We start from the raw sequence: 26,469 nt of genomic DNA on the forward strand, positions 1-26,469 counted from the left end.
GATGATTTCGTTGACGGGGCGCGCCCGGATTGGGGTGCGGCCGGTGCCGAACTGGTGGCCGATGTCACCCCGTTCGAGCATATGAAACTGCGAATGCTGAACGGCACCCATAGCGCGCTGGCCTATCTGGGCTATCTGGCGGGGCATGAAACGATTGCCGATGCGATGGGCGATGCGGTGCTGGCGGATTTCGTCAACTATCTGTGGCGCGCCGAGATCATCCCCGCGCTGACCCCGCCCCCCGGTGTTTCGCTGACTGACTATGCAACGGCCCTTGCGGCGCGCTATGCCAATCCCGCGATCCGTCACCGGACATGGCAGATCGCGATGGATGGCAGCCAGAAACTGCCCCAACGCATTCTTGCCACCGTCACCGAGACCTTGCAGGCCGGGCGCGACTGTCCGGGGCTGATGCTCGTGATTGCGGCCTGGATGCGCTATGTCGGGGGTGTCGATGAGGCCGGCCAGCCAATCGAGGTGAAAGACCCGCTGGCGGCCGAGTTGCGCGCGCTATCTGACAGCGCTCCCGATCCCGCGGGCAAGGTCGCCGCCCTGTTGTCGCAGCGTGCGGTGTTTCCCGCAGCACTGGCGGCGGTGCTGGTAAATCCGGTCACGGCTGCCTATCAAACGCTGGTTGCAAAAGGCGCGCTCGTCGCGGCACGGGAGGGTATCCAATGATCGAAAGCTGGCGCTGGTATGGCCCCGAACTGGACACGATCTTGCTGTCCGAAATCGCGCAAACCGGCGCGTCCGGCATTGTGAGCGCGCTGCACGAGATAGCCTATGGAGAGGTCTGGCCGCGCGCCGCGATTGCAGAGCGTCGCGCCCGGATCGAGGCCGCGGGGTTGCAATGGCAGGTCGTTGAAAGCCTGCCGATCCACGAGCGCATCAAGCGCGGCGATGGCGATCTGAGCGCGCTATTCGCCAATTATCGCCAGTCGATGGCCAATCTCGCCGCCGAGGGCATCACCACGATTTGCTACAATTTCATGCCGGTGCTGGACTGGACGCGCACCGAGCTGGCCCATCCGCTCGCGGCGGGCGGCACCAGCCTGCGCTTTGAGGCCTACCGGATGGCCGCGTTTGAAATCCACATGCTGGGGCGCGAGGGGGCCGGGGATGATTATTCCCCCGAGGTCTGCGCGCGCGCCAAAACCTGGTTCGAAGGCTCGACGCAGGCGCAGCGCGATGCGCTGTTGCACGCGATCATGTCGGGGCTGCCGGGGGCTTATGACCGCTATGATATTGCCGGTCTGCGCGCCCAGCTTGCGCTGTATGACGGCATTGGTCGCGACGAAATCCGGCGCAATTACAAACGCTTCCTTGATGAGGTGATCCCGGCGGCCGAAGATCTGGGCCTGCGTTTGGGCGTGCATCCCGACGATCCGCCGCGCGACATTCTGGGCCTGCCGCGCGTGGTGTCCGATGGCGAGGATATCGACTGGATCCTGAACGCCCATGACAGCCCCGCCAACGGGCTGACGCTTTGCACCGGATCGCTGGGGGCCAATCCCGCCAATGACCTGCCCGCGATCGCCGCGCGCTTTGCGCCGCGCATCCATTTCGCGCATCTGCGCAATGTGCGCAAAGACCCTGATGGCAGCTTTGAGGAGGCGGCGCATCTGGCGGGCGATACCGATATGGTTGCGGTGATCGCGGTGCTGCTGGCCGAGCAAACGCGCCGCGTCGAAGAGGGGCGCGCGGACGCACAGATCCCGTTTCGCCCCGATCACGGTCATGCCTTGCTGGGCGACGCCGCGCGCGGGTCCTTTCCCGGCTATCCGTTGATCGGGCGGATGCGCGGGCTGGCCGAACTGCGCGGCGTCATTGCGGGGCTGCGCGGGCGCTAAGCGGGAACGCGCGGCCAGTGAGGGCCGGGTGCGGCCTGCGTCTGGACGGTCCGGGGCCGTCGGAGTCACAATTCGAATTTAAAACAACGGAGTGGTGATGTGAGCAAGAAAACGGTTGTGGCCTGCGTGGGCGAGGCGATGGTGGAGCTGTCCTTCGATCGCCCTCAACAGCAGATCGGTTATGCGGGCGATACGCTCAATACCGCGATCTATCTTGCGCGCGCTGTTGGACCCGAGACGCAGGTCGAGTTCGTGACCGTGCTGGGGCGTGATGCGGTGTCAGATCGCATGAGCGCCTTTATCGCCTCCGAAGATGTGGGCTGCGCGCGTATCGCCCGCCATCCCGAGCGTCTCCCCGGAATCTATGCGATTGCGCTGGACGAGCGGGGCGAGCGCAGCTTTTCCTATTGGCGTGATCAGTCCGCCGCGCGCTGCCTGTTCGAAGACGGGTTCGCGCAGCTTGACGGTGTCGATCTGATCTATCTCAGCGCGATCACGCTGGCGATCTTGCCCCATCCGGTGCGCCTGTCGCTCTTGGCGCATCTGGCTGCGCATCCCGCCCGCGTGGCTTTTGATTCCAACTATCGTCCGGGCCTGTGGGAAGATGCGCAGACCGCGCGCGCGGTGACCGAGGCGGCCTGGCGCATCAGCGATATCGCGTTGCCCTCGCTGGATGACGAAATGGCGCTGTTCGGTGACACTGATGCACAAGCGGTGCGCACCCGGCTTAATGGCTGGGGAGTGCGCGAAGGGGCGCTGAAGATGGGCGCGCGCGGGCCGATATCTTTGGACCCGAGCGCCGCGCCGCTGGATCTGCCCGCTGCGCGTTCGGTGGTGGATACGACGGCAGCGGGGGACAGTTTCAACGGCGCCTGGCTTGGTGCATATCTGCAAGGTGCCTCTGGCGATCAATGTCTTGCTTGCGCCCATAACCGCGCGCTTGAGGTGATTGCCCAACCCGGTGCAATTATTGCGCGCTAGATGTGTCGTCTCGGGCCGCCTGTCCCCGGAAGGGACAGGCGTTACGGGGCTGACTCTGCGATAGCCTGCGCCGCCATTGCCAGTTCACAAACGCGGAAGGTCCGGGCCTGCGGGCAGGCTGTTTGCGTGCGCTCGCGGATATCTTCCAGAAGATTTCCGAAATATGGCAGGTCTGCATTCGCGCAGTCGATATATTCACAGCGGGTTCCATTGACCAAAAACAGGTGGTCGGTGCCGGGACGACCCGCCACATCGGTATATTTCCGCAGCTCGATTGTGCCTTGCGTGCCGCTTATAAACAACCGCCCGTCGCCCCAGTTGGGCAGCGCATCTGCGGTGTACCAGTCAACCCGGATATAACCGTGCGCCGATCCGGATCGCAGCACTATTTCGCCAAAATCCTGAAAATTCGGATGCTCTGGATTGGCAAAATTTCCGGCAGACGCCATGGCGATCTCTGCATCTTCACAGCCGGTGAAATGCAGGAACTGCTCGATCTGGTGTGAGGCGATATCGGTGAGAATACCGCCATAGGTGCGCGCGTCAAAGAACCAGTCGGGACGGGAGGGCGCGTTCAGGCGGTGCGGTCCAAGACCAACTGTCTGGATCACCTGCCCGATCGCCCCCTCTTGAACGAGGCGCGTTGCAACCGTCACCGCAGGCACTTCAAAGCGTTCGGAAAAGTTCACCGACCAGATGCGGCCGGTCTCTTGCACCACGTCACGCAGACGGCGCAGTTCATCCTGCGAGATGCAGCCCGGTTTATCCGTCATCACATCCTTGCCCGCGCGCATCGCCGCAATCGCCAGATCCGCCCGCTGGTCGGGGCGACAAGCGATCAGCACCAGCGCGATTTCGGGGTCTTCCAGGATTGCCTGCAATTCCAGACGCGGAGCTGTCGGATGGCGTTTTATAAAGCCCTCCAAAGGCGGTGGCGCGCCTTGTGTCCACCATCCGGCCAGTTCGGCGCCCGCATCCAGCAGGCCCTGTGTCATGCCATAGATATGGCGATGATCCATCCCAAGGGCAGCAAAGCGAATTTTCTGCATCAGACTTTTTGCACCTCTACTTGTTTGCCGGTCCGGGCGGATCGCGTAATCGCATCAATCAGCGCATGGACGCGCAGCGCTTCGCGTCCCGTGATGGCGGGAGGGCGACCCGTCTGGATGGCTTGCGCAAAATCAAGGATGAGGTCGCGATGCCAGTCGCAAGGAAACGCCATCGGGTCCGCGCCGCCACCAGTGCCCGAGGGTTCCCCCAACTCTTCGCGTGTGCCGTCGTGCCAGCACACATGCAGCGCGCCACCTTTTAGAACGGCGGTCCCTTTCGTGCCGTCGAGCACAAGGCTTTCGATCGCGCCGGGATAGGTTGCCGTCGTGGCGACGACAGACCCGACCGCCTGATTGGCAAAGCGGAGCCCGGCCGTGGCGAAATCTTCGGTTTCCATCTCGTGCATGGCGGTTGTCGCGGTCATCGCTTGAACCGATTGCGCCGGGGCAGTCAGGCTTAGCATCAGGTCAAGCACATGAATCGCCTGTGATATCAGAACGCCGCCGCCATCGCGCTCTAGTGTGCCTCGCCCCGGCACATCATAATAGGCCTGATCACGCCACCACGGAATTTCGGCGCGCACCAGTGCCAGTTCTCCAAGGCTGCCATCATTCACCAATTCTCGAAGCCGCAGGGCCGCCGCGCGAAACCGGTGCTGGAACACGACACCCAGCGTCACACCCGCCGTTTCGCACCGGGTTACAATGTCTTGCGCGGCGTGCAGCGTCCGCTCTAGCGGCTTTTCCATCAGGATATGCTTGCCCGCGGCTGTCATCATGGCGACAATCTCTGCGCGTTGATTGGGCGGCGTTGCCAGAATGATACCATCGGTGGCGGGATCTGCGGCGATTGCCTCCAGCGAGTCAAACACGGCAAAGCCGAACTGTCTGGCCACGGCCTCGGCTTTGGCGGGGCTGCGGTTGAACACACCTGAAACCGCAACTGTCCCGCGCAATTGTTCCAGCGCATCCAGATGAGGTCTGGTCGCCATACCTAGGCCGATAACAGCCAGTCGTGCGATTGGTTTCTCGGACATGAAGACCTCCTTATGGGCCGAACAAAGTGATCGGTAGCAGTGTCAGTTGCGGAAAGGCGGTGATCAGGATCAAAACCAGAAGCTGTGCCGCAATGAACGGAAGAATGGCGCGAAAAACCGCAGAGGAGGGCGCGCCACCGACCCGAGCGGTGGTAAAGACCAGAACCCCCAAGGGGGGTGTCAGCGCCCCGATCACAAGGTTCATCACCATGATGATACCGAACTGCAAGGGATCCACGCCAGCAGCCATCACCACCGGCACAAGGATCGGCACAAGGATGACCATCGCGGCGATCATCTCGATGAACAGGCCGACGAAAATCAGGAACAGGTTGATCAGCAAGAGCAAAACGACCGGATCTCCGGTCAACGCTCCCAGCCAGCTCGCAATTTTTTGCGGGGCCTGTTCGAACGTCAATATCCACGCAAAAGGCGACGAGGCGGCGATGATCACGGCCACGGCCACGGTGTCTTCTACGGCTTCTTTGAACGCCCCTGTGAGGTTTCGCGCCGTCAGCCCGCGATAGATGAACGCACCGGTAAAGAGGGCAAAGACAAAGGCGATCGCACCTGCCTCGGTCGCGGTAAAAACGCCAAAGCGCACGCCGCCGACAATAAGAACGGGCAGACAAAGCGCAGGGGTGGCCAGCAAAAAGGCCCGCCCGACCTTGCCACGACCGGAGCGCTTTCTTTCCCCGCCATAGCCACGTTGAACCGACACCAGCCAGACCACAACCGACAATGCGAGCGCCATCATCAGCCCGGGAATGATCGTGCCAACAAATAGGGCACCGACCGAAACAGAGGCAAGGGCGGCATAGATAATCAAGCCCAGACCAGGCGGGATCAGGTTGGCAAGTGTCGAGGCCGAGGCCGTAAGCGCGCAGGAAAACGCCCGGTCGTAGCCGTGCTTTTCCATCTGCGGCACCAGCAATTTCGCCGTCGCGGATGCATCAGCTGTCGATGATCCCGAAACCCCGGCCAGCATCACATTTGTCACGATATTTGCCTGCCCCAGCCCGCCACGCAAATGGCCGACAAGATGATAGGCGAGGTCAACGATCCGCGTGGTCACCCCGCCCGCATTCATCACCGCAGCGGCCAGAATGAAGAAGGGGATAGCCAGTAGCGTAAAAGAGTTGAGCGCCCCTGACATATTCTGCGTGATCGTCACCAGCATCAGCGGGGGTAAGGGCGCCAGCGCAGCAAACGAGCCGACAACCAGCGCAAAGACAATCGGAACCTCGGCAAAGATCAACAGCAGCGAGAAGGTCATCAACACGGTGGTGCTACTTGTTGCGGCAAAGACCGCATGGCCACCCCAGCGCATTGCCGCATAAAGCGCCAGCCCGCCAATCAGCACAAGAAACCCGCTCCACCATGCGCGACCGGGCAGCGGCGCGGAGAGAAAAACCAACCCGAGGACGCCGCCCGCCGGAACCGCCATGAACAGGTATTTCAGCGGCACACGCAGCGCGGGCAGAACCTGAAGCGACCGGTTCATGAAATCAATGCCGTGAGTCACCAGAACGATACAGGCCGCCGCCGAAACGACCCGCAAAAAGATGGCGTGCCCCGTCTGGACCCGCGGCGACATCTTGGGCACAAACAACGAAATCGCGATGTGGCGCTCACGAAAGGTCAAAAGCGCCAGTCCTAGAAACACCGCCCAGACGAACAGAAACTGCGCTGCCTCTTCGGGCCAGGGCAATGATGCGTTCAGGACATAGCGGCAAAACACCTGCAATGTGACGATGCCGACGGCCGCCAGCATCAGCAAAACGACCACCGCTTCTATCAAGCGGTCCAGTAGCTGATAGAAACGGATCGGCGTCACAGTGCCGCTTTGGAATTCGGTCTGGGTCATGGTTTGCTTTCGAGATGTGCTTGTCCGGACTGAGAGCAAAACCCCGCCCCCAAACATGTCTGGAGCGGGGTTTGATCCGGCTAGGCCAATGCGCGGATTTTTGCGATCATTTCGGCGGTCGCGGGGCTTGTTGCGCCGAATGTCTCATAGAGGCTCGCCGTCTTGTCTTCCCACTTCGCCTTTTCCGCGGCGGGGAAGGGATGAACGACACAGCCCACCGCCTTGAGTTCGTCCAGCGCCTTGTCCGCGCCGGCGCGATTGATCGTGCGCTGCTCTTCGAACACTTCTCTGGCCGATGTGCGACACAGATCCTGTAGATCGTCGGGCAGCGCATCAAGCCAGGCAGCATTCATCCGGATCGCCTTTGGCAGGAACCAGTGATAGGTCGGCAGGATGTGCTTGGCCTGCTCATGCCATTTGAACCCGAGGACCGAGAAGTAATCGGAATCCAACCCGTCGATGACGCCAGTGGACAGGGCCGAATACTGCTCGGAATAGGGCAATGGAGTCGGGTTGGCCCCCAGGAGCTTCCAGAAATCGACCCAGATCCGCACTTCCGGCACGCGTAGCTTCACGCCTTGCAGGCTTGCCAGATCGGTCACCGGTTCTTTCGTCAGCAGATGGCGAAAGCCGACTTCACCGTAGGCGATGAATTCCACGCCGGTCTTTTCCCGCGCGATCTGGCTGATTTCCTTGCCGATATCCCCCTGCAATACGCGATCGACATGGGCCTCGTTCTTGTAAATGAAGCCCGGTGCGCCTGCGGTCGCCGCGATTTCCGGCGCGATGGCCTCTTCGCTATCGGGACCGGCGGCCGTTACCTGAATCGTTCCGATCCGGCTCATTTCCAGAAGCTGTGCAAGGCCGCCAAGCTGGCTGGCCGGGAAATGCTGCGCGTCGATCCGGCCCTCACTTCTTTCGTTCAGGATCTTGGTCCATTTGTCGAAAGCATTTGTGAAGGGCGAGCCGATCGCCTCTGAATGAGCAATCTTGCAAACATATTTCTGTTGCGCCCAAAGCGAACGAGCGAGCATCGGCGTCGCCAAGGCAGCGCCTGCGAGTTGTAACACCCCACGGCGTCCAATCAGGTTTCTCGTCATTGTCGTAATCTCCTCCCTGGATTTTTTGCAGCGCCCAACCTCCCGCAAGGCTCTGCCGTCTCATGTCGTTCCCGAAATGCTATTTCCCTTTGTTTTGAGTGGCGTGTTTTTATTTGCCGAGTTCGAAAAACTCCGGCACCGAGGCCGCAACTCTCGGCAGGTCTTCAAGAATCCGGCGTAAATGCTTGCGCATGTGGCGCTCGGCAGTATTGCCGTCGCCTGCCGTGATTGCGTCCACGATCTGACGATGCTGCAACACGAGATCACGGCGTGGAAACTGGCTGGCGCTTAGATGGCGAACACGGTCCATCTGCGTCTTGAGCGGTTGCAAGAAAGCCCATCCCGCACCCTGTTCCGCAATTTCGGCTAATTTGCGGTGAAACGCCTCATCCGAGGCCATGAACGGGCGAGGATCCTCAATACCTGCGGCCTCCTCCTGCGCTGTGAGCATCGCTTCAAGCTCTTTACAGATTGCAGGGGTGGCTTGTGCAGCGACATATCGCACGATATCCGCCTCTACGGCTTCGCGTACAAACTGGGCCGAACGGACCGCCGCCGGATCGATGCGCCGGACGTAACTGCCACGCTGCGGGCGCACCTCGATCAACCCCGCGTCAACCAGCTTGATGAACGCTTCACGGACAGGCTGCCGGCTGGTTCCGTAGACCGACGCAATCTCGACCTCGGACAGGCGCGTATCGGGCGTGAGCTCCCCGCGCACGATCCGGTTATAAAGCGCCTGATAAAGCTGCGGGCCAACGGCGGCCTTCAGGTCCAATATGTCAGCTTGGCATTTTTTGTTCATGATCGCGCAGGCTCCCCCTTGAATGAGAGCCTGCGCGAAACGCACCATACTAGTCAACAGAAAAACGAGGCCGTGCGATAGCGCTCCGCTTGGGCGGGGTGTGAACGCTTAACGTGACAACGCCGATCGCCAGTGTTGCAGAAGTTGGCGTGCAGACGAGCCTCGCCCTTTGAAGTGGTCCGCACTTGTAGTTGGAAAAGCGGAGGGCGGTTCTGTCTCAAATTTCCAGATAGGCTGGAAACGGGCTGCTACTGCACATAGTTATGCTGCGAGCCGGTCAAACTGCTGGAATGCAGTCAAGCCATGAGCGTCACATGGTCAACATCGACGCCGCGCTCCTGCATCCTGTCGAGCCAACCGCAGGCCCAGAATATTTGCGACTGAACCCGTTCAGGAGATCGGGGCCGGATAGGGGCGCAACCAATAGGGATCATGAAACGGCCCCTCGGGCGGTGATTTTGATGCAGGGACAGCCTTGTCAGCATGTCCGGCCACCATTCCGCGCAGCAGCTCGGTGGTCATCAATTTGTCCAGTCGGGCGCGGATATCGGGGTGCTGCTCGATCAGGTTTTCCTGCTCGCCCGGATCGGCCTGCAGATCAAAAAGCGCTTCACTGCCGACATAATAGCGCGCCAGCTTCCAGCGGCCTTGACGCAGCATCATGCCACGCGCGGTGACGCCGAATATGGCGCGATCGTTATCGGAAGCCCCAAGCAGGGTCCCGCGTGATTGCGGCGCCGGGGGCAGGCCCGCCCATGACAGAAAGCTCGGGAAAAGATCGACCAGCGTAACCGGCGCGGTTTCGACATGTGGTTCGGGCTTGCGGAAATCTGTAACGATCAACGGCACACGGATCGAAGGTTCGTGGAAAAACCCTTTGCCCATCAGCCCGAAGTCGCCAAGATAGTCACCGTGATCGGAGGCAAAGACGACGATCGTATTCTCGAGCCTGCCTGTCTCGCGCAGGGTTTCGATCAGCATGGCGATATCCTCGTCCAGCCGTTCGACCGAGACGGCATAGTGATGCCGGATGGCACGGATTTGCGCGTCCGACAGGTCGGAATAGTCCAGCCCTGCCCAATCCTGACGATATCCGGCAACGAGTTCGGGTAAGACCTTGGCGCTTTCTTCGGTGCGCGGCAGGGCGGCGGGTAGACCGGCCGGATCGATCCGGCCAAGCGCATCGGCCGGGGGATCGTAGGGGCAATGCGGGCCGGGAAAGCCGACCATCATCGCAACGGGCTGGTCGCCCTCAAGGCTGCGAAGGTAGTCTGCCGCTCGGTTGGCAACCCAACGATCGGGTTGCAGGTGGTCGGGCAAGGGGTTGATCGCGGCGCCTTTTGTCTCGGCGTAGCCTTGCATCTCTTTTCCGTGCAGTTTGCCGTGTCCTTCGGCGCATAGAGCGTGATGATAGTCGTCGCGCACATGGATATGGCGTTTGTCCTCGGCAATGACCCGGTGCTGGAAGCCTTCCCCGATGTCCCAGGGGTAGAAATGCATCTTGCCGATCGCGGCAGTTTGATAGCCTGCCTTGGCCAAAAGCTCTGGCCAGGTGTGTATGCCCATCTGGCAGTGGTCGGGGCGCAACCAGGACGCGTTGTTGAGAATGCCGGTTTCATGTGCTGGCTGCCCCGTCAGCATTGATGCCCGCGCAGGGACGCAGATCGGTGAGGGAGAAATTGCGGTCTCGTATCGCGTGCCCTGCGCTGCCAGTGCATCAATCGCCGGCGTCGACAGGAAATTCGCACCATAGCAGCCTAGAAAGTCATGACGCAGCTGATCGGGCAGCAAGAAGATGATATTCGGGGCACGGGTCATGGCAGCTCCAAGTCGGTCGAGGAAAGATCAGGTGCGCAACGCGTCGGCTGCGATTACGGGGCAGGCGGGTCATTCATGCGTATCGTGCAAGCGACCGGGCCGGGTCATTTTCCAGCGGATCTTCACAGGAATGTGACAGGGCGGGGCGCTGTACCTTTAACGTATCTAATCATCATATGGTAATACTACAGTCATTCCATAATGACCAGTCCGGGTCGGATATGCGGAATGCAAAAATTCAGCCGTAACAGGCGAGGGCGTCCGCAGCCCGAGACCGGCTTTCAAGACGGCGGGCTACCGTAAGGCACATCTGCCCGATTGCATTCAAAAGAGGAGGAGAAAGATGAATAGAAATTACGGATGGATGCCGGTTGCGGCCACATTGGCGCTAGGCGTCATGGGCATGGGGCATGTTGCGGGCGCGCAGACGTCGACGCAGATTACGACGGGTGCGACGGAAAACCAACAAGCCGATGCGCAATCCGGACCGGAGGATATCAGCGCCAATGTACCCAATGCAGGTCCTGACAGCCGGAATTGGCGCCTTGTTCCCGCCTTGTCGGACGAATTCAACGGCTCTGGTCTTGATGCCAGCAAATGGGACGACGCGCCGCAGTCCTGGGGGATCTGGACGTGGAGCGCCGATAACGTCTCTGTTGAAAACGGCGCGCTGGCGTTGCGTATGCGCCCTGACGACCAGCCGAACGCAGTAATCCGCGACAGCAATTACAAGACCTCTACGAAACACACCTATTTTTCGTCGGGCATCATCCAGTCCAAGGCCAATCAGGTTTATGGCTATTACGAAGCGCGCGTGAAAGGCGTCGATACGTTCCCCGGCTCTGCTCCGGCATTCTGGCTTTATAGTAATCTCAAAACCGATCAGGCTGCCGGGTTTGTCGGCAAGGCCGACGGCGATCCTGCCTATTCCGAGGTCGATATTGTCGAGATGCAGCAGCACCCCGACGACGCCCGTATCATGGATCTGCACGCCCCCTATCAGGTCATCAGGAACGGCAAGCCGACATGGATCCGCAATGCGCAACAAGCACCGTATCTCGACCATAAAAACGTCAAGGTGGATTTTGACCCGGCCGCGGCCTTTCATACCTACGGGGTGATGGTCGCGCCGGATCGCCTGACCTGGTATATTGACGGCAAGGAAGTGAACAGCCTGCCCAATACGAACTGGAACCGGCTGCCGATGAATGTGACACTGTCCTTGGGGCTGCGGGAGCCGAACATGCGCTATGGAACCAAGGACAAACCCTGTCCTGGCAAAGCCTGGCGCTGCGCCGTGGCGCCAAAAGTGAATGCTGATGGCAGCGTTGACGGTTATCCTGCAAAGATGCTTGTCGACTGGGTGCGGGTCTATGCCAAAAAACCGGGAACCGGCGCATTCTAGGCGCGGGCCTTCTCGCATTGGCAGATGCGTGACGGGCGAGCGTTGATTGGGCGGGCGTTGACCGGCCGGGTGGCTACGTCGATCCGTCTTGCATGCTCTGGGTGTGCAAGACGGTTTCGCGTAGCGCCCGGCTATACCATTGACCGCATCCGGCTCTAGGCAGCATAAGAGCCAGACGCGCCGGATCATAAACGTCTCCGGTGCAGGGATGCCCAGAAGAAAGAAGAACGCGTGGAACATTCTTATGCAGGCGAGACGCCGGGCGGTCTGAAAACGCCGATGAAGCGCGGGTTGCCCCAGCAGGTTTCGCAAGCAATCGGAATACGAATTCTGACGGGGCAGTATGCGCCGGGTGACACGCTCGGGGATGAGCCTTCGCTGGCACAAGAGTTCGGGGTCAGCCGTACGGTGATCCGCGAAGCCGTGCGCGTCCTCATTTCCAAAGGGATGCTTGATGTCCGTCCGCGGATCGGGATGCGCGTGCAAGAGCCGCGTAAATGGCAGATCCTCGATCATGAAGTGCTGGAATGGAAACAGGCCGTCCCGCTTGCGGACCAGCATCTTTCGCAGCTGATCGAGCTGCGCTTGGGGATCGAGCCACTTGCGGCACGTCTTGCGGCCTCGCGGCGCACCCAGGAAGACATGAGTGCAATTCGCAAGGCGCTGCAGGCCATGCAAGACGGGGCGGGGCGCAACTCGGACTATGTGATGGCCGATGCAGGCTTTCATGCGGCCGTTTTACGCGCTGCGCATAACCGCTATTTCGATGCTCTGGAAAACGCGATTTACGCAGGGCTATTGCTGAGCATCCGTATCACCAATCCGGGCAAACAGCAGAATCTGACGTCGCTTCCGTTCCATCAGAGCATTGCCGATGCCATTGAGGCGGGCGAGCCCGAGACGGCGCAAAAGGAGATGGAACGCCATCTCGCCGATTCCGCCGCCCGTCTGGAGCGTGCACTTGCTGCGATACAATCGTCCTGATCGCTCGCAACAGCCGCCCGTCTATCAGTTCGTGCGGTCTACCAGTTCGTGACAGAGCCGTCGGGACGCGACAGATGGGGGCATTCAACGTGGCCGACATCAGAGGCGCGCAGCGCGGCTTCGTTAATCTCGATCCCCAGTCCCGGCGCATCGGATACGATATAGCACGGTCCGTCCATCTCGGCCTGAACCGGGAAAATATCTCGATTGTGAAAGCCCAGATTCTCGACCGGGGACTGGCGGGTCTCGAGCCAGGAAAAGTTCGCCACAGCCGCGCTCATATGGACACTGGCTGCGGTGCAAACGGGGCCAAGCGGATTATGCGGCATCAGATCGATATAGTGACGCTCGCACCAGCCCGCGACTTTCATCGCCTCGGTAAAGCCCCCGATATTGCTGATGTCAAAGCGCATATATTGCGTCAGCCCCTTTTCGATAAAGGGTGCGGCTTGCCATTTTGACGAGAATTCCTCGCCGATGGCAAAGGGAATATCGGTCATGGTCCGAAGCATTTCATAGGCTTCCGGGCTTTCCGAACGGATCGGCTCTTCAAGAAAATCAAGCGTTCCACGGGGCAGCATGTTGGACAGGCTTGCGATCTCGGCGGGCGTATAGCGATGGTGCAGGTCAATGCCGATGCAGATCGAATGACCGAATGTTTCACGCAGGCGGATCAACGTCTCGGCGGTCCGTTGAAGCGAGGCGCGCGGGTTGAAAATGGTGTTCTCGAAGCCGCTGGGATAAATGCGAACGCAATCCCATCCGGCATCAATCAGGGTGCGGGTATCTGCCAGTGATTGTTCGATTTCATCGGCCATGAACGAGGCAAATGTGGGCACCATATCGCGCTGTTTGCCGCCCAGAAGCTGATACACCGGCACGCCAAGGCGCTTGCCGAGAAGATCATAAAGCGCAATGTCGATCGCCGACATTGCAGCCGTAATGATCCGCCCGCCCTCAAAATACTGGCTGCGATAGGCTTCCTGCCAGATCCGTCCGATCTGACGGGAATCCTTGCCACGCAGAAATCCTTCGAAATTCTTCACCACTTCACTGACCGCCACCTCGCGGGAGGACAGCCCGGATTCACCCCAGCCAACAAGCCCGTCTTCGGTCTCGACACGGACCAAGAGCTGGTTGCGCCCGCCAACGCGCGCCTGAATAGGTTCGATTGCGGCGATCCTTGCGTCGAGGTTTGCACAACCGCGCCTCGGGGTGGCGGTTTCCGGTTTTGTCAGGTCTTTCGTGGTCGTTGACACAATTCTGCTCCTACTATTCTCACAGATAGTACCTGCTTTTGGCATTTTAGTACATTATTTTTGTGAGCCAGGTTGATATTAATTCCGCTGTCTCCGGCGCCAGCGGGGGCGTTTGCGCGGCCCCGTCACTTCATGCCCAGATCATAGCTGCGCCGCTGCTCGAGTTCCTGACTGTAGCGCTTAAGACAGAACGCCTCGCTCACCGAGCCAATGATCTTGTGACAGTCCTGAGATTGCACGACGGCCAGAATCTCGGACTCGCAGGCTTCGAATTTCTTCAGGATCGTCGATATGCTTTCATAAGGCAGCACATAGCAATTCTCCGTTGTGGTCATGTCGGCGGCGATCACGACCTGTTCGATCTCGGTATGTTCGGGATCATGCACGGCGGCGACGTCGATAATGCCGCCATATCGCCCGTCTTTCGTCACGCCAAAAATCCATTTGCGACTGCCAAGGGGAATCCTTTGGCGCAGAGCCCCGAGCGACATTTCCAAAGGTACCGATGTGAAATCCGAGCGCATCAGCCGCCCCGCAGTCAGTGCAGACACCCAACCGATATCCTGCGCCCCGTGCAAAGGCAGGCCGCGAAGGTGGAAACGCCATGTCGAAAAGCTGTAGCCAAAGGTCAGCCGTACGAATGTCGAAGCGACCAGAACGCTGAGAACCGTCGCGAAAGCGATATCAAGGTTGTCCGAGGTTTCCAGCACCAGAAACACCATCGTCAATGGCGTTCCCACGATCGCCGCCCCGGTCGCCGCCATACCCGCAAGCATCAGCACCGTCTTTTGATCGGCCATCGACGGGACAGCCAGCACCAACACCTGTGAAAAAACCGCCCCGAGCAGGACGCCGATAAAGAGAGAGGAGGAAAACAACCCGCCTTTGAACCCCGCGCCAAGCGACAGTGCGGCGGCGATGATCTTGCAAACGAGGATGACAATAAGCGGGGCGGTTGCGGGGATCTTGTCAAGATGAAGCTGCATCGCCCCATGCCCTGCCCCGAGGATCTGCGGACATCCGAAAGCCAGCACGCTTAGCGCGATCCCCCCGATCGCCGGGCGTGACCAGCCCGGCACACCGGCGCCGGTCAGCCAGCCTTCGATCGTCGTGGCGCTGCGCATGGCGGTGATGCCGACCAGCGCAGCGACGATCCCCAGAATCGCGAAGAGGCTATAGGATGCGACGGTTTCCACAGCGCCGTTCAGAACGAAGACCGGCGCTTCATATCCAAGATATTTGACGACGAAAACCGAGGACAGGCAGGCGGCAAGGACAGGGGTGAATGTGCGATAGGAATAGCTGGAGTGGACCAGTTCGAACCCGTAGAACGCGCCCGCAAGCGGGGCATTGAACGCCGCAGCGATTGCAGCGGCGGCTCCGGCGGTCAACATGCTGCGCTGGTCTTCGCGGCGCAGCTTCATCGCGCTGCCCAAGGTCGAGAAAATGCCCGCGCCGAACTGGCTGTACGCGGCCTCCATACCCACCGAGGCCCCGCAGGCGTTGGAGGCAAGGGTCAAGCCGGTCAGCCGCGTTGAATCGCGCAAGGAAAGCCGCCCGCCATAAAGCGCATTGGCTTCGACCGGGTCGACAATATCTGTGAGGTTGCGTTTTTTCAGGTGCCAAAGAAGCGCCCCGAAGGCCAGCCCTCCAAGTGCCGGGATCAAGGCCAGTCGCACCGGATTGATCGAAAGATAGGCGCTCAGATGTGCGCCATCGGGCAAATCGAAACTCAACGCGTGCAAATAATTGACGACAGCAGACATACCGGCCGTTGCCACGCCAACCAGCGCCCCCGCGACCACGGCCACAGCGATGCGCACCAGTTCCTGGCTGCGCGCGAAACGCTGCAAGTTACGCTCGCGGTAGCGCACCGCGCGCGACAGACGTTTCCCCCAGCGGCGACCTACACGCAGATACAACGTCTTTACCCCTCATTGCGGGCATATGACGAGATACCTTCGCCTATGCCGAAAAGTTCTGCGCCGTCCGGTCCCGAAACCGTCGCGCCACGATCAGTGACGCGGCGATGGCACCCGCTGCAGCTACAAATTAGAACAGGGCCGCGGACTGAACTGGCCCAGTGATGCCCAGCCCGCGCGCCCTGTATCCGGCATGCCGGATTCAGTGCCAGCCAACGCGCGGCGCGACCGGAATCATGTCATCGGGACGCGCCCGGATCATGTCCATGTGCTCTTTGCGAATGCCCGAGGAGCCTGCGTCATCAAACAGGTTCACCATTTCATCAGGATCTTCCTGCATGTCGTAAAGCTCGCCGGTGTCGGTATACATGTCGACGGTCATCCGGTAGCGTTTGCTGCGCACCGTGCGCATATCCAGATCAACTGCGGACCGGATCGAATCCACCTCGTATTCCGACAAGGCAAAATCACGAGAGCCATCGCCCTCCCACAGATCCCGCCATGAGCGGCCATGGTTCGGCCCCGTTTCGACATCTGCAAGATCCGCCGCCGTCGCGAGAATATCCGTGCTGGCAACCGGATCGTCGATCACCTTGTTCGCAGGAATTCCCGGGCCGCTGACAAGACAGGGCACACGCAACAGCCCGTCATACATCATCGGCCCTTTCAGCAGCAGGCCGTGATCGCCAAGCCATTCGCCATGATCGCTGGCAAAAATGATATAGGTATTTTCCAGTTCGCCCTGCGCCTCGAGCGCATCAAGAATGCGACCGAGCTGGTAGTCCACCGACGAGATCATTCCGAAATAGATCGCGGTCAAATCGCGCAGGGCCTGTTCGTTCAGATCGCCTTTTTGTCCCCAATCAATGCCGCCGGCATTGTGCTCGGAGCCTTGTTTGATGGGCTTGGCACGATCTTCGACAAAGGCTTTGTGCCACCACGGACGGTTTTCCAGATCCAGGTGGGGATGCTTGGCGATCACGACATCATCGCCGTTATACATGTCACACCACGGGCGGGGCGACAGGAAGGGCGGATGCGGGTCAGGGAACGAAACCCAGGCCATCAACGGCTGGTCGTCTTTCTTGTTCTCGATCATTTCGACCGCGCGATCCCCGATCCAGGGCGAGGAATGCCATTCCTCTTCAAGGCCCGAACGCCAGGTCTGGAAATGGGCAGTCTGGGGATCGAGGCGCTCTTTCGCGCGATCCCAGCGTTCTTGCCCGCGACCGTCCTGATCCAGCCAGTATTCATAGTGCAGGGCTTCGGGCGGGGCGTACCACTGCGTGTGATGGTGTGGGCGCAGCATCAGCTGGACGCGGTCGAAGCCCATGTATTTACCGCGCCATTCCGGCCCGAAATCCTTGGCGCTTTTGTAGCATTCCGGACGGCCGGTCGGCTCGAAGGTCTGCTGGCTCGACAGATGGGCCTTGCCGATGAAATGCGTATCATAGCCCGCCTTCGAGAAGGTGCCGCCAAGCCCTGCGGCGCCCAGAGCTTCGTCAAGATCGCGGCCGTTGTCGCGCACGCCATGGCTATAAGGAAGCTTGCCGGTCAGAATCGAGGCCCGCGCCGCCTGACACATCGGGTGCGGGGTGATGCATTTGCGAAAGCGAACCCCTGCTGCGCCGATTCGGTCGATATTGGGTGTCTTGACCCCGCGCCCCTCGGCAGAAATGCAATCGCCTCGCTGCTGGTCTGTCGTTATCAATAGGAAATTGGGCTTTTTAGGCATGGAGCCTCCTTGTGCGGCTGCTGAATCAAGGTGCGTAATCTCGATCTTAGCGCACTATATCCACTTTTTAATGTACAATGCAAAAAAATAATGTATTATTTGTGCAATGGAGGAGATAGCCCATGATGAACAAGACCTTAGTTGCGGCTGCTGCGATTCTTGTCGGAATCGGTGGTAGCGCCCAAGCCATGACGGATCTGGATGTTGTTGCCTGGAAGGGCAATGTCGCTCAACCCGCAGGCTTGCCAGAGTTGATCAAACGCTTCGAGGAGCAAAACCCCGATATCAAGGTGGACCTGTCCTACGTCTCGCGTAAAGACGTCGACAAGGTTGTCCCGCCGCGCCTTCAGTCCGGAAATCCGCCGGATGTCACAATGGTAGATGCGTCGCTCGTTGCGCTATGGGGCGGGGCCGGTTTCCTGAGCGATCTCGGCGAGGATCACGACTGGTATAAAAAGATGCTGCCGTCGGTCAAAAAGGTGATGACGCTGGATGGCAAGGTTCTTGCCTATCCGCTGGAAATCGTCGGCATGGGCAATTTCGTCAATATGGATCTGCTCAAGAAAGCCGGTATCGACAAGGCGCCGGTGACCATCGACGAGCTGAAAACGGCGTGTACCGCTCTGGCCGATAAGGGCATTTCGCCGATGATCTTCTCGGGTGGTTTCTCGGCCATGCTGTATGTCGGCGCGAACGGGATCAATCCGAAGGGGCCTTCGCCGGCAGAGTTCGGGAATGGCGATCTCAAGTTCGCGGATGATCCCAATTACAACGCCGCGCTGGATAGCGTGCGCGATCTGGTCGCGGCAAAATGCTTTGATCCCAAGCTTCAGGCGGCTCTTGATCCGTGGGCTACAGCGCCTCAGGCGTTCCGCTCGGGCACGGTCGCGATGCTGCCGCATGGCGCGTGGAATATCAGCGATTTTGCCAAGGTTGACGGTTTGAACTTCGAATTCGCTCCGATGCCGTCCTCGTTTAGCAAAGACGGGCTGGCGCTTGATCTGGTTGGCCCGGGCTGGGCTATCCCCAAGGATGCTGCCCATGCAGAGGCGGCGCGCAAATGGATCGAATTTTTTGCCAAGCCCGAGAATCTGAACGTCTTCCTGTCGGTCGAAAACGCCTACAGCCCCTATAGCGGGGATGCCACGCCTCCGCCGAAGTTCTCGGGACCCTACACGGCCGCGCGCAAAGCGGGCGATTCCATCTTGTGGCCGTTCTCGAACGAGGAATTTCCGAAGCAGCTGCAAAGCGAGTGGGAAAACAGTCTCACCGGTTTTCTTTTGAACCTCGACAAGCCCAACAAGGATACGCTCGATCGTTGGGACGAGTCCGTCGAAGATAACCTCTGATCTCTGAAGCCGGCCGGGAGCGGTACCGTTCCCGGCCTCACCTTTCTCAGGAATGCCCGATGCGTCACCGTAAAACACTCTATTTGTTCATAATTCCCGCGTTGCTCGTTATCGGGGTATTCTTTGTCTACCCCATAATTCTGACCTTCAATATGAGCTTCACCCGCTTTCAGGGGATCGGAAAGGCAACACAGGTCGGTCTCAAGAACTACGACCGTATCTTCTCGCGCGACCGCTATCTCGAGGCAGCTTGGGTGACGGTTTTCTATACGGTCATCGTTGTTACGGCGATGAACCTGAGCGGGTTGTTTTTCGCCGCGATCCTGCATCGTCTGCCGATGATCCGGAATTTCTCGCGGGCCGCGCTCTATACGCCGTCGATGATCTCGTTTGTCGTCGTCGCCTACGTCTGGCAATTCCTGTATTCGCCGCTGAACGGCGGGATCAATGTGGCTCTGACCAAGCTCGGGCTGGGGGCGTTTACCCAGAACTGGCTTGGAGATCCAAATATCGCGATATTCTCTGTCGCCTTCACGCAGGTCTGGATGTTCACCGGGTTCACCTGTGCGATCTATCTGGCCGGTTTTGCGGGGATTCCGGAAGAAATCGGCGAGGCGGGCCGTCTTGAAGGGGCGTCCTCCTGGCAGCGTTTCCGCTATCTCGAACTGCCGCTTCTGGGGCCTGCGATCACCGTCGCGGTCATGCTGACAACGATCGGCACCCTCAAGACGTTCGAGCTTCCTTACATCCTGACCAAGGGCGGCCCCGACGGCGCGACGCGGATGCTGTCGATTGAAATTATCAACAACCTGTTCGGGCAATACAAGTTCGGCTTCGCCTCGGCGCTTTCGATCCTCATGCTGATTTTGGTGCTCTTCGTCGCCTTCATCCAAAACAGGGTTCTACGTGACCGGGAGAACACCCAATGAGTGCTGCTGATACATCGACTGTCAAAAAGACAGGCCGCAAATTCGACGCAAATCTTTTGCGCCGCCGTGTGAAACTTTCTTTGGCACATGGCTTTGTGCTGACGCTGGTTGTAATCATGCTGTTGCCGCTGGTTTACATGGTCATGATGTCGTTCAAGACATCGACCGAGATCGCGCAAAACCCGCTGGGCCTTCCCAAAAGTCTCTATTGGGGCAACTACATGGAAGCGCTCTCTTCGATGGGGTATGTCCGCTCTGTCCTGAACTCGCTTTTTGTAACGCTTTCGGTCATTGTCGTCGTGGTGTTTGCCGGTGCAATGGCCGCCTATCCGCTGGCGCGTATCAAAAGCCGGGCGAGCCAGCTTATCGTCATGATCATGGCGCTGGGGCTGGCAACACCGAACTTCGTGACGATCACGCCGATTTATGTGATTTTCCGCGAACTCGGGCTTCTGGATACATATCTCGGCATCGTTCTGGCCTTTGCGGCCCTCAAGCTACCGCTCGCCGTGTTCTTCTATACCGGCTTTATCGCCGCGATTCCGATCGAGCTGGAAGAAGCCGCGCGATTGGACAATTGCAACAACTGGCAGATCTTCTGGCATGTCATCCGTCCGCTTCTGGCGCCGGTCACGGCGACGCTTTCGCTGTTCGTGATGATTATGGTCTGGAACGACTTCATCTATCCGCTGCTGCTTTTGACCGACAAGAACAAGCTGACGGTGATGATCTCGGTCTATAAATTTGTTGGAAATACCGGAATTGACCCGACCAAGCTGTTCCCTGCGGCGGTGCTGGGCTCGATCCCGCTGTTGCTGCTCTTTGCGGTTTTCCAACGCAAAATCATGTCGGGCGCTACTGCAGGAGCTGTGAAATGAACCTTCAAGGACGCAAGATTGTCGTCACGGGCGCGAGCGCCGGAATCGGCTTGGGTATCGTGCGCCAGTGCCGCGCCGCCGGAGCCGAGGTCACAGGCTTCGACATCAATGAGGCGGGCGCGCAGAAGCTGGCCGGTCTTGGTGCCGATTTCCAGCTGGTTGATGTCTCGGATGCCGCCGCATTCGCCACAAGCATCGCAGAGGCAAATGCGCGCATGGGCGGGCTTGACGGGTTCGTGAATAACGCCGGTGTCACGATCAAGGTGCCGTTTCTCGAGATGAGCCTCGCGCAGATGGACATGCTTTGGGAGGTGAACCAGCGGTCGGTCCTTGTTGGCTGTCAGACCGCCGGCCGGATTATGAAGGATGCGGGGGTGCGGGGGGCGATCGTCAATATTGCCTCCAATCACGCGCGCGCCACCAACCCCGGTCACGAAGGCTATTCCGCCACCAAAGGGGCAATCGTGTCGATGACGCGTGCGATGGCCTGGTCACTGGGCGCGCATGCGATCCGGGTAAATGCGCTTTGCCCCGGCATGACGCAGACCGAAATTGTCATCGAGGCGATGAAAGACCCGGCCAATGCCGAGAACTTCCGCGGATGGGCCGCCGATAACGAAGTAAGCACTGTTGAGGAAATCGGCGATGCCGCTGTGTTTCTACTGTCGGACGCGTCGATGGCGCTGAACGGCGCTGATGTGCTTGCCGACCGCGCAATGTCCGCCCTGCTGGGCGTCAACGATACGAGAAGAGGCTGATATGGGCGAACTCAAACTTAACCAGGTGATTAAGCGCTACGGTGCAACGCAAGTGGTCCACGGTGTGGATCTCGAGGTGAACGACGGCGAGTTCTGCGTGTTCGTCGGCCCGTCGGGCTGCGGCAAATCGACCCTGCTGAGAATGATCGCCGGGCTGGAAGAAACGACGGGCGGCACGATGCAGATCGGCAATCGCGATATTACCCATCTCGACCCTGCCAAACGGGGCGTTGCGATGGTGTTCCAGACCTACGCTTTGTATCCGCATATGACTGTGCGCGAAAACATGAGCTTTGGCTTGAAGATCGGCGGCACCAGCAAATCCGAGATCGCGCGCAAGGTTGATGAAGCGGCCGGTATTCTCAAGCTCGATCAATATATGGATCGCAAGCCCAAGGCGCTTTCGGGTGGTCAGCGCCAGCGTGTCGCAATCGGGCGTGCGATCGTGCGCAGCCCTGAACTGTTCTTGTTCGACGAACCTCTCTCCAACCTTGACGCCGAGCTGCGCGTCGAGATGCGCGTCGAGATCGCGCGCCTGCATAAACGCCTGGGCGCGACGATGATCTATGTCACCCATGATCAGGTCGAAGCGATGACTATGGCCGACAAGATCGTCGTTTTGCGCGATGGCCGGATCGAGCAGGCGGGCAAGCCCGTTGATCTGTATGAAGACCCCGATAACCTGTTTGTCGCCGGTTTCATCGGCTCGCCACGGATGAACTTCTTCGACGCAAAAGTGACCGGGCATCGCGACGGTGGGGTTGTTGTGAATATTGCGCGCCTTGGCATCAGTGACATGCCCGTCGATATCGGGGCGACGGTGGATGTCGGTCGCGACGTGGTCATCGGTCTGCGTCCGGAGCATTTCTCACTCGATGGGCCGACGCGTTTTGAGTTGGCGGTTGATGTGTGCGAAAACCTCGGTGGTGTTGCCTATGCCTATTCTGTCTCGCCGGATGACGACCTGCCTGTTATTGTCGAGTTGCGGGGTCGGAACAAACCCGTCGCCGGTGACCGTCTTGAAATAGGGCTCGATCCGGGTGCGGCATTGATGTTTGATCCGAAAACGGAGAAACGCATCCGCTAACCGCGTCATGGCCGCAGGGCTTGCGGCCATTCGCCATGAGCGGGATGTTTCAAAGCGGGCGGATTGATGCGCCTCTAGCGTGGGAAGAGCCAGTATGTTTGCAAGAACGCAATTTGCAGAAAAAGACGGCAATGACGCCGAAAGCATCTACGAGAAGATCCGCAACGAGATCCTCTCGGGGGAGCTTGCGGCGAATGCAAGGCTCAAGATAACGGCGCTGGCAAAGCAATATAATACTTCGACAAACCCGGTCCGCGAGGCGGTTCAGCAATTGCGCGGCGAAGGGCTGGTTCTGTTCACGCCCAATCAGGGCGCGCGCGTGCGTCCGATCGACATGGATTATGTGCGCGATGTCGCTGAGGTGGGCTACCTGATTGAACCCTACCTCATGCGTCTGTTCGTCGAGACCGCGACGCAAGAGGATCTGGACGAGCTTGAGGCGATACAAGACCAGATCGAGTCAATCAACTTTTCGGACAAGGCCCGTCATACCGAACTGAACCATATGTTTCACGAGTTGATGTATGAACGTCATTACAACCGTGTCGCCTTTGGCCTATGGAAACAACATCGCGAAATCATGGGCGCAATCAGCCGCCGCATCCCGATTGCAATCGGTCGCCAGGAGGCGATCCTGCGCGAACATCGTGAATTGATCGAAGCCGCGCGGCGTCAGGATGTCGATATGGCACTGGAGGTGCTTGGCAAACACATTCAAGCTGCCGGGCGTCATCTGGTCAACCAGCTTCGCATCGAGCAATCGAAAGAGGCGAAACACGATGGCAGGTAGCTGCTGCGCCCCGTCACGCGGGGGAGACAGCGCTGCGATTGCCTCCCTTGCGCCCGAAACCGGCATTCAGGACGATATTCAGGCCGGGGCCGGGGCGGGCGTTCATTTGCGCGACTGCGTCGCCATTCCCGGCGGCACGGCTTTGCTGGGCACCAACCGGCCTGAAATTCCTGCGGATTTCGAAGCGCCCCAGATCAAGCGACGGGTCAAGGATTTCTGGTGCGAAAGGGGCGCAACCAGCGTGGCCCAGTTCCGCCGTTTCGTACAGGCGACGGGCTATGTGACCCTTGCCGAGCGGCTTGGCTGGTCTTTTGTCTTTCACACGCATGTCCCCGAAGAAAACGCGGACGCTCTGGGTGTTATGGGGCTTGAATGGTGGCGCCGTATCGACGGTGCGACCTGGGACCGGCCACAGGGGCCCCATGGTGCGCCCGCGCGCGACGAGATGCCTGTCACGCATATTGCCTGGGAGGATGCCCGCCAGTTCGCCGCTTGGGCCGGAGGCCGGTTGCCCCGTGAGGTCGAATGGGAACATGCCGCGCGCGGCGGTCTTGGAGATGTCATCTACCCTTGGGGGGATCAGGACCCCAACGATCAGGACTTTACGCCGTGCAACATCTGGCAAGGCGATTTTCCGATGACCGATCTGGCGCTAGACGGGTATCACGGCACCGCACCTGTTCACAGTTTCGCCCCCAATGGCTACGGGCTGCACAATATGTCTGGCAACGTCTGGGAGTGGACAGCAGAGCCGTTCCGGGTGCGCTCGGCCTCTTCGGCGGGTCGCCAGATCAATCAGGCATCTGTTGGCAAGAAGCTGCTTAAAGGCGGCTCGTTCCTGTGCCACAAAAGCTATTGCTATCGTTACCGCATCGCGGCCCGCACCGGCAATACACCCGACAGCACCAGCGCGCATACCGGCTTTCGGGTCGTGTACGACAAGGCGCCAGATCCGGCGCCTTCCACTGCGTCAGGCTGTTGTTGCAAATAACGCGGTTTATTCCGCCCGCATCATGCCAGCGGCGTTTGCAGGGTAGGGAAACGGCAGGGTCGCGACGGGCTCAGGCGCGGATATAGGCCCAGCCTTGCGCCTGACGCTGCACCAGATGACCCGCCGCAGACGGCACCACGATCAGCGCGTCTGACGGCTTCAACCCTTTGTTGCGCAGCGTATTGGCGCAGATCCGCAACAGCGGGGCGGTCCGCGTATCCTTGATCTTCAACGCCGGGGCGACGGCAGCGGCATTGACCACAATTTCCACCTGCGCGTCCGGCGTTGCCGCCAACAGGTTTACAGCATTGGAACGCGCGCGGATCAGGGCTTCCTCGGTGGGCGCATGTAAAACGACTTTGACCACCATCACAGCTTCTTTCCGATGTGTGCCACAAGGCGTGCAAGCGCCTCCGATCCGCGCGGACGCGGACGCGGCAAATCAATCTTCAGGTCCAGCGCGATCGTAGCCGGGCTCCCCGACAGGACGAGGACACGATCTGCCAGAAACGCCGCCTCTGCAATGTCATGGGTGACAAAAAGCACGGCCTTGCCACTGGCCTGCCAGATCCGCAGTAATTCGTCCTGAAGGGTGTCTCTGGTGATTGCGTCCACCGCCGAGAACGGCTCGTCCATCAGCAGGATATCGGGTTGCACGGCCAGCGCGCGCGCAATCCCGCCACGTTGGATCTGCCCGCCCGACAGCTGGTGGGGATAGCGTTCGGCCAGCGCGGCGAGACCGGTCAGGCGCAGCACTTCGTCCACGCTGGCAGCCTTAGCCGCGGCGGGCAGCGCAAGCCCCTCCAGACCGTAGCCGACATTGGCGCGCAACGTGCGCCATGGCATCAGCCGTCCGTCCTGAAACACAATGGCGCGGCGACGCCGGTCAGGTCGCTCGGGGGTATTGATCGCAACCTTGCCGCGCTGCGCCTGCACCAGATTGGCGATGACGCGCAGCAGCGTGGACTTGCCCACGCCAGAGCCACCGACAATGGCGACAAATTCACCCGCTGCCACGTCCAGATCAAACCCGTCCAGCACCGGATGCGGCGCACCGGGGTGCTGGAGGGTGATGTCGCGCGCTGACAGGATCGGGGCTGCGTTTATTGCGGACGCCATTGCAGCACCCTCCCTTCGACGGCAGAGAACACCCAGTCGCTAACTGTGTAAACGGCGGAAATCGCCAGCATATAGACCACCACCGCGTCATAGGCCCCCACGCCGGCGGCCGCGTTCATTTCCTGCCCCATGCCCGGCACGCCCAACAGTTCGGCGGCGATTAATGTCATCCATGCCTGACCTACGCCGGTGCGCAGCCCCGACAGAATCTGGGGCGCGGCGGCGGGCAGGGTCACCGAGCGGTGCATTTTCCAGAAGCTGTCCTGATTGAAGGCGCGGGCCAGCTCGAAAAAGCGCGGGTCGATGTTCTTCACCGCCGAGCAGGTCGCAAAGTAGTTCACCCAGAAGACGCCGATCGAGATGACAAAGGCCGCGCCGGCATGGCTGACCTTGAACCAGGCGATGGCAAAGACAACCCATGCCAGCGGCGGGATCGGCCTCAGGATGCGGGCCAGCCACGATTGCAGCCCGTCAAATGTGGGGTTCACCGCAGCGGCAAAGCCCACGGCGAAACCTGCCACGCTGCCCAAGGTCAACCCCCAGACATAGTGAATCAGAGACGCGCCAACGGCGGGCATAAGGCGGCCCGAGTCCAACTCGTCCATCAGCGCGCCCGGCAGCGCGAAAGGGTCGGGCATGGTGCCGCTCGGGGCGATACCAAAGCCTTGCACCGCCTTCCAGAGCAGCACGAACCCCACCAGACCGGCCAGACCCAAAGCCGGCTTGCGCCAGCGGCTTTCACGTGTGTTCATAAGA

At 59.9% G+C, this 26,469-nt stretch carries 24 protein-coding genes; 12 read left to right on the forward strand and 12 right to left on the reverse strand.

All coding sequences use genetic code 11. The features are described from left to right. The 3 genes from DT23_RS17660 to DT23_RS17670 all read left to right on the forward strand — a co-directional run. Positions 1–678, forward strand: a 678-nt coding sequence (locus DT23_RS17660) for a mannitol dehydrogenase family protein (protein ID WP_038133512.1), incomplete at its 5' end; no start/stop codon positions are given. After that, positions 675–1,850 carry a mannonate dehydratase gene (gene uxuA, locus DT23_RS17665; RefSeq protein ID WP_038133513.1) on the forward strand — a complete coding sequence of 392 codons (1,176 nt, stop codon included), beginning with the start codon at positions 675–677 and terminating at the stop codon, positions 1,848–1,850. The genes DT23_RS17660 and uxuA, both read left to right, overlap by 4 nt. Positions 1,851–1,949: 99 nt before the next feature. After that, positions 1,950–2,831, forward strand: a complete 882-nt coding sequence (locus tag DT23_RS17670; protein WP_240473657.1) for a sugar kinase — start codon at positions 1,950–1,952, stop codon at positions 2,829–2,831. 41 nt (positions 2,832–2,872) lie between these two features. Here the strand turns inward: DT23_RS17670 and DT23_RS17675 are convergent, their stop codons facing one another. The 6 genes from DT23_RS17675 to DT23_RS17700 all read right to left on the reverse strand — a co-directional run bounded on the left by DT23_RS17675 (position 2,873) and on the right by DT23_RS17700 (position 10,507). Continuing rightward, positions 2,873–3,880: a Gfo/Idh/MocA family protein gene (locus DT23_RS17675; protein WP_038133515.1), complete on the reverse strand. Its 1,008-nt coding sequence runs from the start codon at positions 3,878–3,880 to the stop codon at positions 2,873–2,875. Continuing rightward, a complete protein-coding gene (locus DT23_RS17680) occupies positions 3,880–4,917 on the reverse strand; it encodes a Gfo/Idh/MocA family protein (RefSeq protein WP_038133516.1) in 1,038 nt (345 codons plus the stop codon). Before DT23_RS17680 ends, DT23_RS17675 begins: the two co-directional genes overlap by 1 nt. A gap of 10 nt (positions 4,918–4,927) precedes the next feature. Beyond that, positions 4,928–6,784, reverse strand: coding sequence for a TRAP transporter large permease (locus DT23_RS17685; protein WP_051697411.1), 1,857 nt, complete (start codon positions 6,782–6,784; stop codon positions 4,928–4,930). An 80-nt stretch (positions 6,785–6,864) separates the two neighbouring features. Beyond that, complete coding sequence (locus DT23_RS17690) at positions 6,865–7,884, reverse strand: TRAP transporter substrate-binding protein (RefSeq protein ID WP_038133518.1); 1,020 nt, start codon at positions 7,882–7,884, stop codon at positions 6,865–6,867. Between the two features lie 109 nt (positions 7,885–7,993). Beyond that, positions 7,994–8,689 (reverse strand): GntR family transcriptional regulator, encoded by a 696-nt coding sequence (locus DT23_RS17695; protein ID WP_038133681.1) that lies wholly within the window; start codon positions 8,687–8,689, stop codon positions 7,994–7,996. Between the two features lie 390 nt (positions 8,690–9,079). Next, positions 9,080–10,507, reverse strand: a complete 1,428-nt coding sequence (locus DT23_RS17700; RefSeq protein ID WP_038133519.1) for a sulfatase family protein — start codon at positions 10,505–10,507, stop codon at positions 9,080–9,082. A 343-nt stretch (positions 10,508–10,850) separates the two neighbouring features. Between DT23_RS17700 and DT23_RS17705 the strand changes: the two genes are divergently transcribed. Together DT23_RS17705 and DT23_RS17710 are read left to right on the forward strand one after the other, a co-directional pair. Then, the gene (locus DT23_RS17705; protein ID WP_081847301.1) at positions 10,851–11,912 is read left to right on the forward strand and encodes a family 16 glycosylhydrolase; all 1,062 of its coding nucleotides are present in this window, start codon (positions 10,851–10,853) and stop codon (positions 11,910–11,912) included. A 231-nt stretch (positions 11,913–12,143) separates the two neighbouring features. Beyond that, complete coding sequence (locus DT23_RS17710; protein ID WP_051697413.1) at positions 12,144–12,896, forward strand: FadR/GntR family transcriptional regulator; 753 nt, start codon at positions 12,144–12,146, stop codon at positions 12,894–12,896. A 38-nt stretch (positions 12,897–12,934) separates the two neighbouring features. Here DT23_RS17710 and DT23_RS17715 read toward each other — a convergent pair whose 3' ends face one another. From DT23_RS17715 to DT23_RS17725, 3 genes are all read right to left on the reverse strand, one after another. Beyond that, on the reverse strand, positions 12,935–14,155 hold the full coding sequence (locus DT23_RS17715) for a mandelate racemase/muconate lactonizing enzyme family protein (protein ID WP_240473658.1): 1,221 nt from the start codon (positions 14,153–14,155) through the stop codon (positions 12,935–12,937). A 125-nt stretch (positions 14,156–14,280) separates the two neighbouring features. Continuing rightward, the gene (locus tag DT23_RS17720; RefSeq protein WP_051697414.1) at positions 14,281–16,077 is read right to left on the reverse strand and encodes a chloride channel protein; all 1,797 of its coding nucleotides are present in this window, start codon (positions 16,075–16,077) and stop codon (positions 14,281–14,283) included. A 202-nt stretch (positions 16,078–16,279) separates the two neighbouring features. Further along, positions 16,280–17,812: a sulfatase family protein gene (locus DT23_RS17725; RefSeq protein ID WP_038133520.1), complete on the reverse strand. Its 1,533-nt coding sequence runs from the start codon at positions 17,810–17,812 to the stop codon at positions 16,280–16,282. 122 nt (positions 17,813–17,934) lie between these two features. Here DT23_RS17725 and DT23_RS17730 point away from each other — a divergent pair, with 122 nt between their 5' ends. From DT23_RS17730 to DT23_RS17760, 7 genes are all read left to right on the forward strand, one after another. Further along, positions 17,935–19,161: an ABC transporter substrate-binding protein gene (locus DT23_RS17730; protein ID WP_038133522.1), complete on the forward strand. Its 1,227-nt coding sequence runs from the start codon at positions 17,935–17,937 to the stop codon at positions 19,159–19,161. Between the two features lie 59 nt (positions 19,162–19,220). After that, the gene (locus DT23_RS17735; RefSeq protein ID WP_038133524.1) at positions 19,221–20,090 is read left to right on the forward strand and encodes a carbohydrate ABC transporter permease; all 870 of its coding nucleotides are present in this window, start codon (positions 19,221–19,223) and stop codon (positions 20,088–20,090) included. Then, the gene (locus DT23_RS17740) at positions 20,087–20,968 is read left to right on the forward strand and encodes a carbohydrate ABC transporter permease (protein WP_081847322.1); all 882 of its coding nucleotides are present in this window, start codon (positions 20,087–20,089) and stop codon (positions 20,966–20,968) included. The genes DT23_RS17735 and DT23_RS17740 overlap by 4 nt, the downstream gene beginning before the upstream one ends. Then, positions 20,965–21,726 (forward strand): SDR family NAD(P)-dependent oxidoreductase, encoded by a 762-nt coding sequence (locus DT23_RS17745; RefSeq protein WP_038133525.1) that lies wholly within the window; start codon positions 20,965–20,967, stop codon positions 21,724–21,726. The genes DT23_RS17740 and DT23_RS17745 overlap by 4 nt, the downstream gene beginning before the upstream one ends. Before the next feature lies 1 nt (position 21,727). Continuing rightward, positions 21,728–22,813 (forward strand): ABC transporter ATP-binding protein, encoded by a 1,086-nt coding sequence (locus tag DT23_RS17750; RefSeq protein ID WP_038133526.1) that lies wholly within the window; start codon positions 21,728–21,730, stop codon positions 22,811–22,813. Positions 22,814–22,907: 94 nt separating this feature from the next. Beyond that, complete coding sequence (locus DT23_RS17755) at positions 22,908–23,603, forward strand: GntR family transcriptional regulator (RefSeq protein WP_051697415.1); 696 nt, start codon at positions 22,908–22,910, stop codon at positions 23,601–23,603. Beyond that, entirely contained in the window at positions 23,593–24,594 is a 1,002-nt protein-coding gene (locus DT23_RS17760) for a formylglycine-generating enzyme family protein (RefSeq protein WP_051697416.1), read from the forward strand. Before DT23_RS17755 ends, DT23_RS17760 begins: the two co-directional genes overlap by 11 nt. A gap of 70 nt (positions 24,595–24,664) precedes the next feature. Here DT23_RS17760 and DT23_RS17765 read toward each other — a convergent pair whose 3' ends face one another. The 3 genes from DT23_RS17765 to DT23_RS17775 are packed head-to-tail and all read right to left on the reverse strand — an operon-like array spanning position 24,665 to position 26,465. After that, positions 24,665–24,964, reverse strand: a complete 300-nt coding sequence (locus DT23_RS17765) for a DsrE family protein (protein ID WP_038133528.1) — start codon at positions 24,962–24,964, stop codon at positions 24,665–24,667. Continuing rightward, positions 24,964–25,713 carry an ABC transporter ATP-binding protein gene (locus DT23_RS17770; RefSeq protein ID WP_051697417.1) on the reverse strand — a complete coding sequence of 250 codons (750 nt, stop codon included), beginning with the start codon at positions 25,711–25,713 and terminating at the stop codon, positions 24,964–24,966. The genes DT23_RS17765 and DT23_RS17770 overlap by 1 nt, the downstream gene beginning before the upstream one ends. Continuing rightward, complete coding sequence (locus DT23_RS17775) at positions 25,698–26,465, reverse strand: ABC transporter permease (RefSeq protein ID WP_051697418.1); 768 nt, start codon at positions 26,463–26,465, stop codon at positions 25,698–25,700. Before DT23_RS17775 ends, DT23_RS17770 begins: the two co-directional genes overlap by 16 nt. Positions 26,466–26,469: the final 4 nt, after the last annotated feature.

It is taken from the genome of Thioclava indica (assembly GCF_000714545.1).
Classification (GTDB): Bacteria; Pseudomonadota; Alphaproteobacteria; order Rhodobacterales; family Rhodobacteraceae; genus Thioclava; species Thioclava indica.

What these genes read in the sequence shown, in the direction of transcription:
- DT23_RS17700 (WP_038133519.1), bottom strand. Translation starts at nt 10,507, where the DNA reads ATGACCCGTGCCCCGAATATCATCTTCTTGCTGCCCGATCAGCTGCGT.
- DT23_RS17705 (WP_081847301.1), top strand. Translation starts at nt 10,851, where the DNA reads ATGAATAGAAATTACGGATGGATGCCGGTTGCGGCCACATTGGCGCTA.
- uxuA (WP_038133513.1), top strand. Translation starts at nt 675, where the DNA reads ATGATCGAAAGCTGGCGCTGGTATGGCCCCGAACTGGACACGATCTTG.
- DT23_RS17755 (WP_051697415.1), top strand. Translation starts at nt 22,908, where the DNA reads ATGTTTGCAAGAACGCAATTTGCAGAAAAAGACGGCAATGACGCCGAA.
- DT23_RS17695 (WP_038133681.1), bottom strand. Translation starts at nt 8,689, where the DNA reads ATGAACAAAAAATGCCAAGCTGACATATTGGACCTGAAGGCCGCCGTT.
- DT23_RS17675 (WP_038133515.1), bottom strand. Translation starts at nt 3,880, where the DNA reads ATGCAGAAAATTCGCTTTGCTGCCCTTGGGATGGATCATCGCCATATC.
- DT23_RS17685 (WP_051697411.1), bottom strand. Translation starts at nt 6,784, where the DNA reads ATGACCCAGACCGAATTCCAAAGCGGCACTGTGACGCCGATCCGTTTC.
- DT23_RS17765 (WP_038133528.1), bottom strand. Translation starts at nt 24,964, where the DNA reads ATGGTGGTCAAAGTCGTTTTACATGCGCCCACCGAGGAAGCCCTGATC.
- DT23_RS17770 (WP_051697417.1), bottom strand. Translation starts at nt 25,713, where the DNA reads ATGGCGTCCGCAATAAACGCAGCCCCGATCCTGTCAGCGCGCGACATC.
- DT23_RS17760 (WP_051697416.1), top strand. Translation starts at nt 23,593, where the DNA reads ATGGCAGGTAGCTGCTGCGCCCCGTCACGCGGGGGAGACAGCGCTGCG.
- DT23_RS17740 (WP_081847322.1), top strand. Translation starts at nt 20,087, where the DNA reads ATGAGTGCTGCTGATACATCGACTGTCAAAAAGACAGGCCGCAAATTC.
- DT23_RS17680 (WP_038133516.1), bottom strand. Translation starts at nt 4,917, where the DNA reads ATGTCCGAGAAACCAATCGCACGACTGGCTGTTATCGGCCTAGGTATG.
- DT23_RS17775 (WP_051697418.1), bottom strand. Translation starts at nt 26,465, where the DNA reads ATGAACACACGTGAAAGCCGCTGGCGCAAGCCGGCTTTGGGTCTGGCC.
- DT23_RS17725 (WP_038133520.1), bottom strand. Translation starts at nt 17,812, where the DNA reads ATGCCTAAAAAGCCCAATTTCCTATTGATAACGACAGACCAGCAGCGA.
- DT23_RS17730 (WP_038133522.1), top strand. Translation starts at nt 17,935, where the DNA reads ATGATGAACAAGACCTTAGTTGCGGCTGCTGCGATTCTTGTCGGAATC.
- DT23_RS17735 (WP_038133524.1), top strand. Translation starts at nt 19,221, where the DNA reads ATGCGTCACCGTAAAACACTCTATTTGTTCATAATTCCCGCGTTGCTC.
- DT23_RS17745 (WP_038133525.1), top strand. Translation starts at nt 20,965, where the DNA reads ATGAACCTTCAAGGACGCAAGATTGTCGTCACGGGCGCGAGCGCCGGA.
- DT23_RS17750 (WP_038133526.1), top strand. Translation starts at nt 21,728, where the DNA reads ATGGGCGAACTCAAACTTAACCAGGTGATTAAGCGCTACGGTGCAACG.
- DT23_RS17690 (WP_038133518.1), bottom strand. Translation starts at nt 7,884, where the DNA reads ATGACGAGAAACCTGATTGGACGCCGTGGGGTGTTACAACTCGCAGGC.